Origin of the sequence: Nonomuraea sediminis (genome assembly GCF_018531495.1) — a bacterium.
GTDB classification, from domain to species: domain Bacteria; phylum Actinomycetota; class Actinomycetes; order Streptosporangiales; family Streptosporangiaceae; genus Nonomuraea; species Nonomuraea sediminis.
This window is the reverse complement of record NZ_JAHDTI010000002.1, coordinates 499,305-513,336: the sequence shown is the minus strand read 5'-3', so window position 1 is coordinate 513,336 and position 14,032 is coordinate 499,305. Positions and strand designations below refer to the sequence as shown.

11 protein-coding genes and 1 tRNA gene are annotated in these 14,032 nt (G+C 66.1%); 8 read left to right on the top strand and 4 right to left on the bottom strand.

The window, feature by feature from the left end:
* Positions 1-1,118 precede the first annotated feature (1,118 nt).
* Entirely contained in the window at positions 1,119-1,967 is an 849-nt protein-coding gene (locus tag KIK09_RS10570) for a glycoside hydrolase family 16 protein (protein WP_214318550.1), read from the top strand.
* Between the two features lie 528 nt (positions 1,968-2,495).
* Here KIK09_RS10570 and KIK09_RS10565 read toward each other — a convergent pair.
* A complete protein-coding gene (locus KIK09_RS10565) occupies positions 2,496-3,452 on the bottom strand; it encodes a cyclase family protein (RefSeq protein ID WP_250572888.1) in 957 nt (318 codons plus the stop codon).
* 340 nt (positions 3,453-3,792) lie between these two features.
* Between KIK09_RS10565 and KIK09_RS10560 the strand changes: the two genes are divergently transcribed.
* Positions 3,793-5,313 (top strand): alpha/beta hydrolase, encoded by a 1,521-nt coding sequence (locus tag KIK09_RS10560; protein WP_214318549.1) that lies wholly within the window; start codon positions 3,793-3,795, stop codon positions 5,311-5,313.
* 55 nt (positions 5,314-5,368) lie between these two features.
* Positions 5,369-5,445 (top strand) — tRNA-Thr (locus KIK09_RS10555).
* Positions 5,446-5,515: 70 nt separating this feature from the next.
* Here KIK09_RS10555 and KIK09_RS10550 read toward each other — a convergent pair.
* Positions 5,516-6,082: a site-specific integrase gene (locus KIK09_RS10550; RefSeq protein ID WP_250572887.1), complete on the bottom strand. Its 567-nt coding sequence runs from the start codon at positions 6,080-6,082 to the stop codon at positions 5,516-5,518.
* A 414-nt stretch (positions 6,083-6,496) separates the two neighbouring features.
* On the opposite strand from KIK09_RS10550, the gene KIK09_RS10545 reads away from it, so the two are divergent.
* On the top strand, positions 6,497-7,807 hold the full coding sequence (locus KIK09_RS10545; protein WP_214318547.1) for a hypothetical protein: 1,311 nt from the start codon (positions 6,497-6,499) through the stop codon (positions 7,805-7,807).
* A 446-nt stretch (positions 7,808-8,253) separates the two neighbouring features.
* Positions 8,254-8,790 (top strand): DUF4240 domain-containing protein, encoded by a 537-nt coding sequence (locus tag KIK09_RS10540; protein WP_214318546.1) that lies wholly within the window; start codon positions 8,254-8,256, stop codon positions 8,788-8,790.
* A 166-nt stretch (positions 8,791-8,956) separates the two neighbouring features.
* Here the strand turns inward: KIK09_RS10540 and KIK09_RS10535 are convergent, their stop codons facing one another.
* Entirely contained in the window at positions 8,957-9,628 is a 672-nt protein-coding gene (locus KIK09_RS10535; protein ID WP_214318545.1) for a class I SAM-dependent methyltransferase, read from the bottom strand.
* A 575-nt stretch (positions 9,629-10,203) separates the two neighbouring features.
* Here KIK09_RS10535 and KIK09_RS10530 point away from each other — a divergent pair.
* The 3 genes from KIK09_RS10530 to KIK09_RS10520 all read left to right on the top strand — a co-directional run bounded on the left by KIK09_RS10530 (position 10,204) and on the right by KIK09_RS10520 (position 12,409).
* Complete coding sequence (locus KIK09_RS10530) at positions 10,204-11,316, top strand: methyltransferase (RefSeq protein WP_214318544.1); 1,113 nt, start codon at positions 10,204-10,206, stop codon at positions 11,314-11,316.
* A gap of 605 nt (positions 11,317-11,921) precedes the next feature.
* Positions 11,922-12,173, top strand: coding sequence for a hypothetical protein (locus tag KIK09_RS10525; protein ID WP_214318543.1), 252 nt, complete (start codon positions 11,922-11,924; stop codon positions 12,171-12,173).
* 83 nt (positions 12,174-12,256) lie between these two features.
* Positions 12,257-12,409, top strand: a complete 153-nt coding sequence (locus tag KIK09_RS10520; protein WP_214318542.1) for a hypothetical protein — start codon at positions 12,257-12,259, stop codon at positions 12,407-12,409.
* Here the strand turns inward: KIK09_RS10520 and KIK09_RS10515 are convergent.
* Positions 12,376-14,013 (bottom strand): PHP domain-containing protein, encoded by a 1,638-nt coding sequence (locus KIK09_RS10515; protein WP_214318541.1) that lies wholly within the window; start codon positions 14,011-14,013, stop codon positions 12,376-12,378. The two genes, KIK09_RS10520 and KIK09_RS10515, sit on opposite strands and share 34 nt — an antisense overlap.
* Positions 14,014-14,032: the final 19 nt, after the last annotated feature.

The following is a 14,032-nucleotide window of genomic DNA, read 5'->3' as shown; positions in this document are numbered from 1 at the left end:
CTTCCGTCCCGGCAAAAAGGAGAGCCGACGGACAGGCCGTCGGCTCTCCATCGGGTGGGTTATCACCACCAGCCGCCCCAGCACCGTCGGCGCCACCAGCGGTGATGGTGATGGTGATGGTGGTGATTGTGGTGGTGTCCTCCGCCCCAGCCGTCTCCGGCGAAGAAGCCGACACGCGCCATGATTCCCCTCCTCATGGGCGGCTCCCGTCACGGGAGCACCTGTATGCCGACAAGCGCGACATTAACACCTGAATCACATCAGACCATTAGATATGTGGAGTATTGGTAAGGCCTTGGAGTTGAGTTCGATCTATCGGCATTCGCCCAGACCAATGCATTGAACTGCGCCCTGCGCGCCGGTACGCAGCAGGGGCTGCGGTGGGGTGTAACGTCCCTCCGACTCGGTGGCTGTGCGGCTCAACGACAGAGGGCGGCACTGCGCGTGTAGCAGCGGGCGGCACTGCGCGTGCAGCAAGGCCGGCGTGTGCGGGCGCACCAGGCCTACGAGGTGAGGTACGGAGACCGGCTTCGTACGCGTGGCCGCGCACGTGCCTGTTGGCCTTCTGGTCGGAGTCGCTGAGGCTTTCTCGGCGATGATCACTCGTCTCGGGTGATCTGGTCCTGTGCCGGCTCAGCTGAGGTTGTCGCTCGGGCCATACGCACGTTTGGCGGCGCCGGGAGAGCTTCGGGGTCCCGATCCGCTGCCAGCGGGCGAGGAGCCCGGCGACGTGACGGCGGACATCGAGCGTCGCAACGTATGTGACCAATGTGAAGCATCCTGCTTTGCAGACGATTTTGTGAGGCCTGTCCTTCCAGGGCCTCGCGTCTGTCCGCGATCAGGACCTTGCATCCGGACCCAGCTGCTCCGGCGGCACGGAGATCAATTCGCCGAGAAAGCCCTCGTACTGCCGCAAAAGGTCGGCGTGTGATGCCGGACAAGTACGTCCGTAAGGGGCTTCTCTTGCGTAGTCAGGTAATCGCCCGTTTTGTGATCATGTTGCGATCGCGGGCGTCATCCCAGGATGAAATAGCGATCAGCAGGTATCCCGGCTTGCGTTCCAGTGGGTTTCGCGTCCCGGCCTGGGCTGCATAGACATGCGGGGAAAGGAGGAAACCATGCGTTTTCTGCAATTTGTCGCCAGCGTTGCGGCCGTCACGATGATCTGTTGTGAGCCTGCGGCGGCGAGCGAATCCCGGGAAGCTCGCCCGATCACCCGGTCGCACGTGGCGACATCTGACGACATCGTGCCGAACGGGCCGGACGGCAAGTGGAGGCTCATGTTCCATGATGAATTCGACGGCTCGTCGGTCGATCAGTCGAAATGGCAGTTCCAATCCACCGCCGAGGCTGACTGGTCTGGATGGCCGTTCGGGACCGGCAACAAGGGCAACCAGCAGCTGGAGTTCGATCAGCCGACCAACTGCTCGGTTGCGGGAGGCACGCTCACCATCACGGCCAGGCCGGACGCCATCACGTCCCAGTCGGGTCAGCATTACCGCTGGTCCAGCTGCCTGATCACGTCGACCGGCCAGAACGGTTACGCCTTCCGGTACGGCTACGTCGAGATCAAGGCCCAGCTTCCCTCGGATCGAGGCTTCTGGCCGGCCTTCTGGACATGGCAGGCGGCCGGCAACGAGCGGTACACCGAGACGGACGTCTTCGAGTTCTACTCCGACAACCACACGCGCCTCTACCTGTCCCAGCATTCAGGCCCTGATGCTGGCTGTGTGTATCAGCCACCCTTCGACCCCACGGCAGACATGCACGTCTATGGGGCAGACATCCACGAATACGGCACCGACTTCTACATCGATGGCACGCTGGTGTGCCACGTGCAAAGCACATCAACAGGCATGACCAACCTGATCGTCGACAACTTCGTCTACTCCGAGATCCCGCCTGCCCGCGGTTCCGTCGGCAGCATGTCCGTGGACTACGTCCGAGCCTGGAAAAGAGACGACTAAGCGTTGCGGTGCACCGCCGTAAACGCGAACTCCATGCCCGGCGGCACCGATATCCCCCCGCCCCCGGCAGAGAAGGGGAGCCGACGGACAGCCTGTCGCCTCTCCTCGGGGTGGTCTACCCCCACCATCCGCCCCCCGCAGGGACGTCGCCCCCCGCAGGGACGTCGGCCCCCGCAGGGACGTCGGCCCCCGTAGGGACGTCGGCCCCACCACCGCCACCAGCGACGGGACCACCAGCGCCTGCGACCCCAGCCCCAACTGCCCCAGGGTCATCCCAGCTATTCCAAGCGGGGAAGCCGACACGTACAACCGCACCAACGGCCTCATGACCAAGCTCACCAGGTTCTTCGAGGGCTTGTACGCGGCGATTCGCCGCGATTCCCACGATCATCACGGTGCCGATCAGGGCGGCTGCGGTCTCCGCCGCCGCCTGGTTCTCGACCAGCACGGCGTGTCCTCACCGACCACGACCGCGCTCCAGGTGCGGGCCGGGTCCTTCATGGCGTCGCACCCCCTCGTGAACCGCGGTCAGAATGTGGCGATCGGGTTGACCGGGCTGCCGGACGTACCGGCGAAGCGGACCGGCGCGACTGCGAGGTGGAAGTCCCATTGGCCGAGCTCGGCAGCCGTCGTCGCGCACGCCTCCAGGTCGCAGTTGTCGAGCATCCACAGACCCATCGCGACGAGGCTCACGGCGTGAACCGGCATCAACACGTCTTCGTACCCCGACGGCTGAACGTCCTGGGGGGTATCAGCGCCGATCAGCGCGACCTCCCGTTCATGCAGCCACGGCAGGCAGGACGCGTGCCATCCGGCTTGCGTGAAACCGCCGGCCTCACTGGCCTCGTGCCGGACGCGGCCATAGCCGGTCCGCAGGAGTACCGCGTCGCCGGGTCGCACCCGCACACCCTGGCGCCGCTCGGCCTCTTCGAGATCGTCGGGAAACACACCCTGCCCCGGTTCCAACCATGGCACATCGCGGACCCTCGCAATGTCCAGCAGGACACCACGCGTGATGATCCCGTTCGCCGCCGCCGTGACGGCCGCCCACGCCGATCCCGTTGCGGCGTCGACCAACGAGTGCGACCTTCCGTTGTACATCGTGCCGTCCCAGAAGATGTGGCACGGCGAGTCGAGGTGGGTCAGGGTGTTGCCGTGGAACGTGAGGCCGAGTCGCTCGGACGAAAAGCCCCAGCGTCGGTCGGCGCGGAATCCGGGCACCGGCATGTCCTCGGCACCCGGCATGTCGGCGGCGCACGGGCACGTCGTCGTCGACCGCTCCATGTCTTCCGGTACGGCAACCTCCCATGCGCACGACACGCACCTGCCGTGGCGCACGGCCCGCGCCGCCGCCAGCCGTACGTCGTCGGTGATGTGGTTCAGAGTGCCGAGTTCGTCGTCGTCGCCCCACCGTCCCCAGTTCGACAGCGTGTTGAAGTACCCGAGCACGTCGTCCTGTGTGGGCATCGGTCGCTCTGCCGTCATCCCAGCATCGGCTCCTCCGGTGACACGGTTCGAGGCATCGAAGGCAAGGTATCCCTTTGACATGCCAAGGCCCGCTGAGCCGGCATGGTACAAGATCAGCGGGCTGGTTGCGTCCACGGAGGTGGTGCATGAGTTGAGCGACGTGCATACCGCACGCTGCTCATTTTGACGTTTCGCCTGGTCAGTGGTCTTGCGGGTGGTTCTGTTGGTCAATTGCGTCGCCCGGTGGCGGGGTGAGAACGCCGAGCTGTTCCGCCACTGGGAAGAGAGCCTGGCTCGGTCACCGACCGGTCCATAGGGCTGCTTGACCTGGTGTGGCGATGGGCATGGTGTCCGCAGGATGCGGACATGGGAGCGGGCTCGAGCAGCCGTCTTCGCGCTCGTGCTGCTCTCGTGCGGCTGCTCGGCTCCTTCGGCCGGGGGGCTGGCCTGGGCGGACTGCGGGGATGGGTTTGAGTGTGCCCGGCTTCGGGTGCCTTTGGACTACTCCGTACCCGGGGGTGAGCACCTGTCGCTCGGGGTGGTGCGGTTGCCCGCGTCCGGCCGGCGGATCGGGTCCCTGGTGGTGAATCCCGGCGGGCCGGGCGTTTCGGGGATCGACTACGCCAGGGCCGCCCGGTCGGTGGTGGGTGCGGCCGTGCGGGAGCGGTTCGACGTCGTCGGGTTCGATCCTCGCGGGGTGGGAGAGTCCGCGCCGATCAAATGCCTGAGTGATGCCCGGCTGGACGCTTTCCTCGCCGCCGATCCGACGCCGGATTCCGCTGCTGAGCAGGCCCATCTGGAGCGGGTGTCGAAGGAGTTCGCCGACGGGTGCCAGGCTCGGTCGGGCCGGTTACTGGCCCACGTGGGGACAGCCGACACGGCTCGGGACCTGGAATCGCTGCGGCGGGCGCTGGGGGAGGCCCGGCTCACATACCTGGGCAAGTCCTACGGGACCTTCCTGGGCGCCATTTATGCCGACATGTACCCCAACCGGGTCCGAGCGATGGTCCTCGACGGCGCCGTCGATCCCGCGCTCCCTCGCCTTCGCCTCGCCCGCGAACAGGCCGCGGGTTTCGAGCTGGCTCTCCGGACGTATGTCCAGGCTTGCCTGGCGGAACAGGCCTGCCCGTTCCGATCCCACTCTCTGGCGGGTGCCCTCGCCGAGGTCTCGTCGCTGCTCCGCCGTACAGACTCACACCCTTTGCCCAGTACGGCGGGCAGCGATCCAAGCGTGGATCCGGAAACGCGCGAACGGGATGGCGGCACCGGCAGCGCGAAGAGCGACGTGGAGCCTTCGGAGGTCCGGAAGGCCAGTGAGGCGCTGGCCACGCTCGGCCTGCTCACCCCGCTCTACGACCGCAACTCCTGGCCCGAGCTGACCGAAACCCTCCGCCAAGCCTTCGCCGGCGACAGCACCCTCCTCCTCCGCAATGCCGACAACCTCACCGGCAGACAGGACGACGGCACCTACACCAACCAAACCGAAGCCAACCTGGCCATCAACTGCGCAGATGGCCCCTACCCCCACAACCCAAACGCCTACGCCACCCGCGAATCCCCCCGCTTCGGCCCATCCATCACCTGGAGCTACCTCCCCTGCGCCTACTGGCCCACCCCACCAACCCTCACCAACAAGCCCGTCAAAGCCCATGGCGCCGCCCCCATCCTGATCATCGGCACCACCCGAGACCCCGCCACCCCCTACCGCTGGTCCCAAACCCTCGCCAACGAACTCGATTCCGCCCATCTCCTCACATACAACGGAGACGGCCACACGGCCTACGCCAACGGCTCCCCATGCGTGGACACCCAGGTAGACACCTACCTCCTCACCACAACCACCCCACCCGACGGCACAATCTGCCCAGGGCCAGGTTGATCGACTGGAGCGAGAACTGCTCCGGCTCCTGTAGACTTTTCACGCTGTACGGCCCGCCGCCTTAGCTCAGTCGGCCAGAGCACTTCACTCGTAATGAAGGGGTCTGGGGTTCGAATCCCCAAGGCGGCTCCAGGTCAAAAGCCCCCCCGCGTGATCGCGGGGGGCTTTTGGGTGTCTAAGTGAGTGACTAAGCCTCTCGATCTCATGTCTTGAAGATCCGATCCATGGCCACCGCGCCCTCCTGGAGTACGGGGCGGATCTGCTTCCTGTAGACCAGCTCGGTCACCGCCGTACTACTGTGGCCGACCAGCCGGGAGATCTCCTCCAAGGGGATGCCTTGGTCTGAGAGCAGGGACACGAAGCTGTGCCGTAGCTCTCGGGGCGTCCACTTGTCGGGGTCGAGGTCGGTCTTGGCGATGACCGCGCGGAAGGCGCGCCGCACGTTGTGGGAGTCGAGAGGTGTGCCCACGGTCGAGGCGAACACGAGCCCGTGTTCCATCCACCGCGTGCCCGCCGCTTCCTTGTCCACCTCCTGCTGATTCCTCTGCGCTTTGAGCGCTTCCACGCAGCGCTGCGGGAGCGCCAGAGTGCGCCGGGACTTTCGGGTCTTGGTGTCCCTGCCAGTCCGGACGGACCGCCACACGGCTACGTACGGCGGCACGGCCGGCTCAGCGTCGGGAGCGTCCTCCAGGTCCACGTGGTCCCATGTCAGCGCCCGAAGCTCCTCGGTGCGTGACGCCGGTAAGCAGGGCCAACACCAGATACCCATGCATGCGGGTTCCTTCGGCGGCCTTGAGCACGGCTTCTGCCTGAGCCAGCGTGAGCGCCTTGGATGGACGGCCATCCTGGCCGCGCGGGACTGAGCAGAGTTCCAGGTGTTGCAGCAGGTTTCCCCCGGACAGGCCACAGTGTGACGAGACGCGCTTACTGTTCGTAGCGGCACAGGGACACATTGTCCGGATTCGTGTCAAGACGCTGAAGATGTTGCCGAAGCGCCCCCTTATGGCGTCCTTGAGTGCTCTTGTCGCGCTCCAATGCTGGCGTTTGGATCTAGGGGTGATCTTCCGCAGTGCGCTGCAAGCGGCGCTTTCGGATGCGTCACCCGTGTCGCCGGTCCCGCCTTGCACCGTCCTCTCGTCGTGGACAGGTCATCGGACTGCGCCGTCCTCCCAGAAAAGGAGTCATGACCGTGACCATGCTGACCTACACCCTCCTCACCGACCCGGCGCATCTGGAGGCGTCACAGGCCGACCGGTCCCCATCCAAGGGAAAGGTGTATCTGGTCGTGACCAACACCCACAAGAATGTGAAATGGTCCACGATCGAGGTAACGGTGCCCGGAGACCTCACCCCGAATATCGACGCGATCACGCCCAGGGGCACGTACACCTACACCCATGTGAACGACCAGTTGCTCACCTCGCCGACCGCCCGGTCGGTGACATTCCAACGATTGCAGAACACCAACGTCTTCCAGGCCACCCCTCCGGGGGGTGCCGACAGCTTCTCCCCCGGCGACTACATGGTGCTGGCGCTGGAGGACATCGTTGTCGCCAAGGTCGCCGGGCTGGCCGTGCTGATAGTGAAGGAGACCAGGCCAACGCGGCGGGGGTATGAAGTCAGCTTCGCGGCAGTACCGCTGGTGAAGGCCACTCCGAAGGAGATTCCGGCGCCGCGCGACTTCCGCCCGGACAAGGCCATGCTGGATGTCGGAGAGTCCCTCACGCTGAGATGGGAGGGCTCCGACGACTTCACCTACAAGATCCGGTTCCCCGGCGGGGAGGTGCCCTTCTCCGTGGGCACGCGTACCTGGACCCTGGCCGACCCGCCGAAGCGGGCCACCACCTACACCCTCGTTGCCACCTCCGGCACCACGCCCAAGCAGGAACACTTCCTCACCACGACCGTTCAGGTGCGCCATCCCGTCCTGGAAACACTCACCGCCACCACCGGCATCGACACACCCTGGGTCCAGGGGGCGACGAACGCGGCCAAGGGGCGCATCACCTTCCTTAAGGACGGGCTGGACGTCCGCAATGGAAGCGGAGCTGAGGGAATTGTGCACGCCGACAAGGCCGTCCTACACGGCGTGAACACCGAATGGGTGCAGGGGAGAAGCGCCGACGACGGAAAGATCACCTTCCCCAAGGACGGGCTGGACGTCCGCAATGGAAGCGGAGCTTGGGGAACCGTGCACGCCGACAAGGCTGACCTCAACGGCATCAACACCGAATGGGTGCAAGGACGAAGCGCCGACGACGGATGGATCACCTTCCCCGTGGAGGGGCTCAAAGTCCACCGGAAGGACAACAGCCACCTGACTCATCTGGACGTCGGTTATGCGACCCACGACATCGTGAAAACCAGAATCGTGCGGGGACTGACTGACGGTGAAGGATGGATCAGCTTCCGCAAGGAGGGGCTGAACATTCGCCGAGGGCAGGGCACGGAACGGGGAACTCTGTTCGCCGCCAAGACCGAACTGAAGGAATGAGTCCAAACGGCGACCAGTGCCCTGCCGAATGGATCTCATGGGGATCAAGGGGCGGCGGCGCTGGGCGCCGTCACCCAGCCGTGCGCCTGCCGCCCACCAGGCATGCGGCCTGGGAGCGATCGGGTCGGCAAAGCCGCGCTGAGCCGCGTCTTTGTCCCTGGCACCCGAAGGTCTTGCCAACCCGACTGGGTGACGAAGTGGGTGACAACGAGGAAGTTCGATCATGGACGTCCACGGACTCTGACGGACGGCAAAAGGCAGGTCACCTCCTCGGCGGGGGAGGATGAGCAAGTCCTTGATTTTGCTCGTAATGAAGGGGTCTGGGGTTCGCATCCCCAAGGCGGCTCCAGCTCAGAAGCCCTCTGTGATGATCACAGGGGGCTTTTTGCTAACACCCTTGCTAACGGGAGTGCCGGTGGCGTCTGACGGCCGGATACGGTGCTGGCGTGACTGAGGACGAGTTCTGGGCGCTCGTTGAGGGCGCACGCCGAGAAGGCGAAGGGGACTTGCGGCGTCAGGCCCAGCTCCTACGTGAACACCTTGTGGGCCGCTCGTCTACAGAGCTCCTCCTAGCGTTCCGTGATCGGTGGGATGAGGCCGAACAGCGTATCTTCACCTGGCCAGTGTGGGATGCGGCGTGCGTGTTGCTGGGCTTCGTGAGTGACGACTTCTTCAGCGATGTGCGTGCCTGGCTGGTCAGCTACGGGCGTGCGACGGTTGATCGGGTCGCCGTAGATCCCGACTCCCTTGTGGAGCTGGCTGACGATGCCGAGGCACTCAACAATGGCGATGCCGAGTTGCTAAGCATGCTCGTCTGGACCGCGTGGAGCCAGCTGGCCGAGGACAGCTGTACAGACCTCCCACCCAGTGAGGTGCCGAGCTATGGGCCAACCGGGGTTCGTGTCGACCTGAAGGACGTGGGCGCAGTTCGCCTGCACTTTCCACGTCTCGCCGAGTTCACCGGTCTGGCCGGGATCAGGTAGCCCTATAACGATGTTCGGGCCCGACTTGGGCCGCCTGGCCCAGACCCGTGCCCGAGTAGAACAGACAGGCTGACCCGAGCTCGGTCCGTCCCGATCACGGATTCCCCTCCTCGTCAGGGTCTGGCACCCAACCGCGCGATCACGCCGGCCTGCAACAGTCTCGGACTCAGGACGTGTGCGGCCGATGAGCTCGAATGGCGAGGATCCAGGGGACGGGTTCGGTTCTGGGCTCGGTCACGCGGCTGATGGCCAGGCCGGCGTCGAGGAAAGCATTCAACAGGTCGGGCAGAGTCTGGTGGCGCATGCCGACGCGGCGCCTGATGTTGTTGCCCCACCACGGTGCGTCTCGGTGCCAGCCCGTCGTCCGATAGACCGGATGGACGATTCGGGCGCCGTCATCGCGGGTCTGGGTGTGGGGGCCGTTGAAGCACGGATGGACGCCGTAGTAGACCAGCAGCCCCCCGGGGGTCAGCACTCGAGCTGCTTCCTTCACGACAGCGGCGAAGTCGTCGACGTCGCTGGAGACCCACAGTGCCGTGACGGCCGAAAAGACCCCATCGCCGAACGGCAGTGCGGCGGCGTCTGCCCTGATCAGCAGGTCGGCATCTCTACCTTGAGCGATCCGTAGCTGATCAGCGGAGTAGTCCAAGCCGATGACCTTACGGCCCGTCGACCGGATCGTCTCGAAATACTGGCCACCGCCACAGCCCAGGTCCAGGCAGAGACCATCACCAGGACCCATGAGCTCGCGGATCGCGTCCTGGTTCGCTGCCGCCGCGGGCGCGTTGTACTCCTCGTACCAGTCAGCCAGCCCGTCATACCGTGCGAAGGATGCCACTCCCAAGTGAACCTCCAAGGGGGCGTACAGGGCCTGGGTTGGCTCATCACCCAACAGTCACCGATCCCAGGCGGCAGGCCAAGAACGTTCGCTGAGGACGGACACCAGGCAGAGAGCAACGCCGACAATCGACAGGCGCTGAAGGTCTCACACGCAGAGTGACCGACCAGATAATCTCCCGCACTCCAGAGGTGGCGCCAGCGTATGCCGGACCAAATCGAGCCGGTTTCCGGGGGCAACCGTACGCCGGGGGCTCCTCGTGATTTGAACCACCTACTCTGGCGAGCCGAGTTCATGTTCGTGCGAGATCTGGCCCCGCCTCTCCTCAAAGCCTCGGATGAGCTTGTCACTATCCCCTGCCAGGCCGTGTCCGGCCGATCATGCGAGTCGTTGACAAGCCCTAGTATGAGACGGTTCCAGATCCCACGAGGAGGTTGATCATGTCGTTCCCACCGCCCGGCATGGTTCTCGGCGACGCCTCGGCGCGCACTTCCTCGCGGGAGGCTGCCACAGGCTGATCTGCCGCGACGAAGTGCTCTTCATGACCATCACTGGTTCAATCATGAGGAGCCTGAGTGCTCGAGATCTGCTGGACCGAAGACGGCGAAGCCCGGTCCGCTCGCTGGCGTTCTGAGAACGGCTCGCCGCCACCCGCCCGCGTGGTGATCGCTGATGACCGCCTCACCGCCGACGCCGCCTACCGCCTGGCCTGTGAGGGCACCGCCCTGTTGTGGCGCGGCGACTTCCACAATGCCCGTCAACTCCTGCGCGCCATGGTACGGCGCGCCGAACGCTGTCCGCGCGGCCCCGCCCCGTCGCCGGCCCAGGCCTTCCATCTGCACCGTCAGGCACGCTCCCAGCGCGCCCGCACGCTGGGCAGGCTGTTGGTGCCGCTCGATCACGACTACACCGTTCCCCTCCGGCGTGCCCCGGACATGCGGCGGGCCTGCGCGGAGGTCTACGGTCCCGCAGCGGGACCGTCGGTTACCTCACTACGCGAGCTGCTGGGCATCGCCGGGGCACACGAATGGCATGACAGGGGCATCGACGTGCCCGCACTGGGCGGCCGTATCCATCCGCACTACGGCGTCTTCTCGCCGATCCGCGGTGAATACGTCGACCTGGTGGCCCAGGCGCCGCTCGTCTCGCGCTCCAGGGCGTTCGACATCGGCACCGGAACCGGCGTGCTCGCCGCCGTCCTCGCGCGCAGGGGCGTCGAGCGCCTCGTGGCCACCGATCAGGACCCGCGCGCCCTGGCCTGCGCCCGCGACAACCTCCAACGGCTGGGACTGGCCGGCAGGGTCGACGTCATGCATGCAGACCTCTTCCCACCCGGCCGCGCGCCACTCATCGTCTGCAACCCGCCGTGGATCCCGGCCAAGCCCGTCTCCCCCCTCGACCACGCGGTCTACGACCCCGGCGGCCGCATGCTGAGCGGCTTCCTCAACGGTCTGGCCGAGCACTTGGAACCGGACGGAGAGGGCTGGCTGATCCTGTCGGACCTGGCGGAACATCTCGAGTTGCGGACTCGCGCCGAGCTTCTGTCCGCCTTCGCAACGGCAGGCCTGCGGGTCGTGGATCGGTTGCAGGTGCGACCGAGACACCCGCGTGCCTTCGATGAGACTGACCCTCTCCACGCGGCCCGCGCCGCTGAGGTCACCTCCCTATGGCGGCTCGGCCAGGCCTGAGCCGCAGACTCTGTCACCACAAAACGGGTCAAGGTGAAGCATCTGCAGGCGAAGGCTGCCAGCCGAATCACCTTGACCCGTGACGAAGGGCGACCATCATCACGACGTCGAGACAGTCATCTGCGCCATCGAGCGCTGTTGAAACTCAGCGACATTCTTCGGCTTACAGACCCGCTACCGCTGCCCGAACTCACTGATAGGCGCTGTAGCCAGGGCACAGGCTAATCAATGAGGTGTCCGCGATACTGAGAGGCAGCCGAGATTCCCGTTCGACGAACGACTGGACGTCTGCGCCGACCACTCCTGCGGCTCTCTCTGCCGTATCCAGTTCTCAGGTTGACGGACGACGAGGGGCCGGCCATCTTTCGACGACGAGGTGGGGCCGAAACTCGTTGGTGATCAAAGGCCCCTCCAAGGTCAAGAAGTGGGGCTAAAGCCATCCGTAGGTGGGTCCAGAACTCGGATCCGGCCCACATTCCGTGATCCTGAGCATTGGCGGCCGTCCAGTGGACGGGCACTCTGGGTGAGTGGCGTTGGCGATGTTGAGGTGCGAGGCCGTCCGGTGGGTGAGTGACGAGCCGTGGCCGGGATGGGTGGAGGTCCGGATGACCGATATCCACGGTCATCGGTGGTCCTTCTTCGACAAGCCTCCTGTTTTCGCTGACGCCGGCAGGCTGGCTTCGGATGCGTCCTATCCGCAGGGGGTCGAGGTCGCCTGCGAGATTGTGGCAGCGGTGACCGGACCGGGCGGCGAGGAGATCGTGTTGATTTCGACGCGCGCGCCTTGGGACATCGCTTCCGAGGAGGGGCAGACGGAGTTCCAGGTCAGCAGGGAACAGCTTGTCCCAACGCGGTGAGTAGAACGCGTTTGCGCAGGAGTGGAAGGCCTGCGCGGCCGAACATCTGCCGCAGCGAGCCGAGCATCATCCGGGGTCAGGACGTGATCCTGCGCGGGATGCTCGGCTACGTCTGGAAGATCTCGCAGGGTGGTCAGGCCCGCTGGGGCATCAGTTACAAGGCGGCCGACATCGTCCCTGCCGGGGGCGGCTGGTCGGGCGGTTACAGCACGTCCACGAAGACCGGGTTGGCGTAGAACCACAGGTCGTTCCAGGGGTTCTCGTTGGGACCCGTGTCGGCGGCCGGCTCAAGGCCCCCGGCCGCGCTGCGCTTGCCGTCGGTGCCGCGCAGCCGGAAGTAGAACGGCTCACGGACGTCGCGGAACCTGTAGTGGAACTCGGCGACCCGGCCTCTGCCGCGCGGCGTGAACGACTCGACGATCCGCACGTCCGGGGCAGTGAAGGTGTCGGGGTCCGCGGCGGAACCCGTGACGGCTCCCCGGATCAGGTCCAGTCTGGCCAAACTGGGTACGTCCTCGTTGGCGTTGGGGCGACCCGCCAGGTCGACGGAGATGTTGACGGTGACGTCGTCGCCGCGGCGCACCGACAACCGGCCGCCGAGGGTGACCGGGGCGTTGCCGGGGGCGTGCGCGTCGACGTGCAGACCATCGATCAGTCCGCCCATCGACACCCAGACACGGCCGGACTTGAGTGCCTCCATGACCGCGCCGTGGCTGCGCGAGGCCGCGCCGACGACGGTCCGACTGAACTGGCCGGGCCAGAAGTCGGCGTGCCTTTGCGGGACGCCTCCGTCGATCGGGTCCGGGTACTTCCCGTGCTGGTCGTACCAGTCGCCGGGCCGCTGGGGCTCGACGGTCGTGTCGTTGTTGTAGAAGTGGCCGTCGGAGTTGGCGGTGATCCACCAGCCCTTGCCCTCGGCGAGCATGGCGTCCCACATGCCGCCCAGGATGCCGGTCATCGAGTCGAAGCCGCCGTAGGTGGGATAGTGCTCGGGCCGCCAGCCGGGCCACGAGTTCGCGTCCGCCGTGTTGTTGAAGTCACCGCGGGCCCTGGGCTCGTTCTGGGCGCCGGGCGCGCCCTCCATGCCGACCGCGATGTCCGGGGCCGCGTCTCGGAAGGCGCGCAGGTCGCGCGGAGAGAACCGGCCGCGCCGCATCACGTGGTTGATCAGGAACAGGGCGGAGTCGGCCGAGCCGGTCTGCAGGGCGGTCTCGAGCCAGCCGAGCGCCTCCAGGGCCTTGGCCTCGTTGGCCGGGGTGCTCGCGCCGGTGCCGTTGATCCTGGAGTCGAAGAGCCGCTCGAACGCGCGCAGCAGCTGGATCTCGTCGCGGGCGCCGTCGAAGAACACCGTGGCGTGCTCGCCTCCGGGAACGTTCCACTCCAGCCCTTGCCACAGCAGCAGCTCCGGATGCCTGGCGCGGGAGGCGACGATGTCGGCGTAGGTGGACTCGACCGCGAACTTCTCGTGCGCGGCGTGCCCGTGGTCGGTGATGACCAGCCAGTCGATGCGGCCGTGCTTGATGGCGCCCGCGGCCTGCTGCTCGATGGTGTACATGCCGTCGTAGCTGTACTGCGTGTGCACGTGGTGGTCGCCGGCGAGCCACTGGTAGCCGCGCGAGCCCCCGGTGGTGGCGGCAGCGGGGCGCGCGGCGGCGAGCCCGCCCAGGGCGGTCACCCCCAGAGCGGCGGCGCCGAGCAGGCCACTGTTCAACAGGAAGCGGCGCCGGCTGAGGTCGCCGGGCGACAGCTCCTTCTCCGGCACCGACAGGTCCGCGAACGCGGCCGTGTCTTCGGGAACGTCATGGGCATGCTCATGGGAGTGAGCGGCATTGCGGCACATGGGGAATACCTTCTTGGAG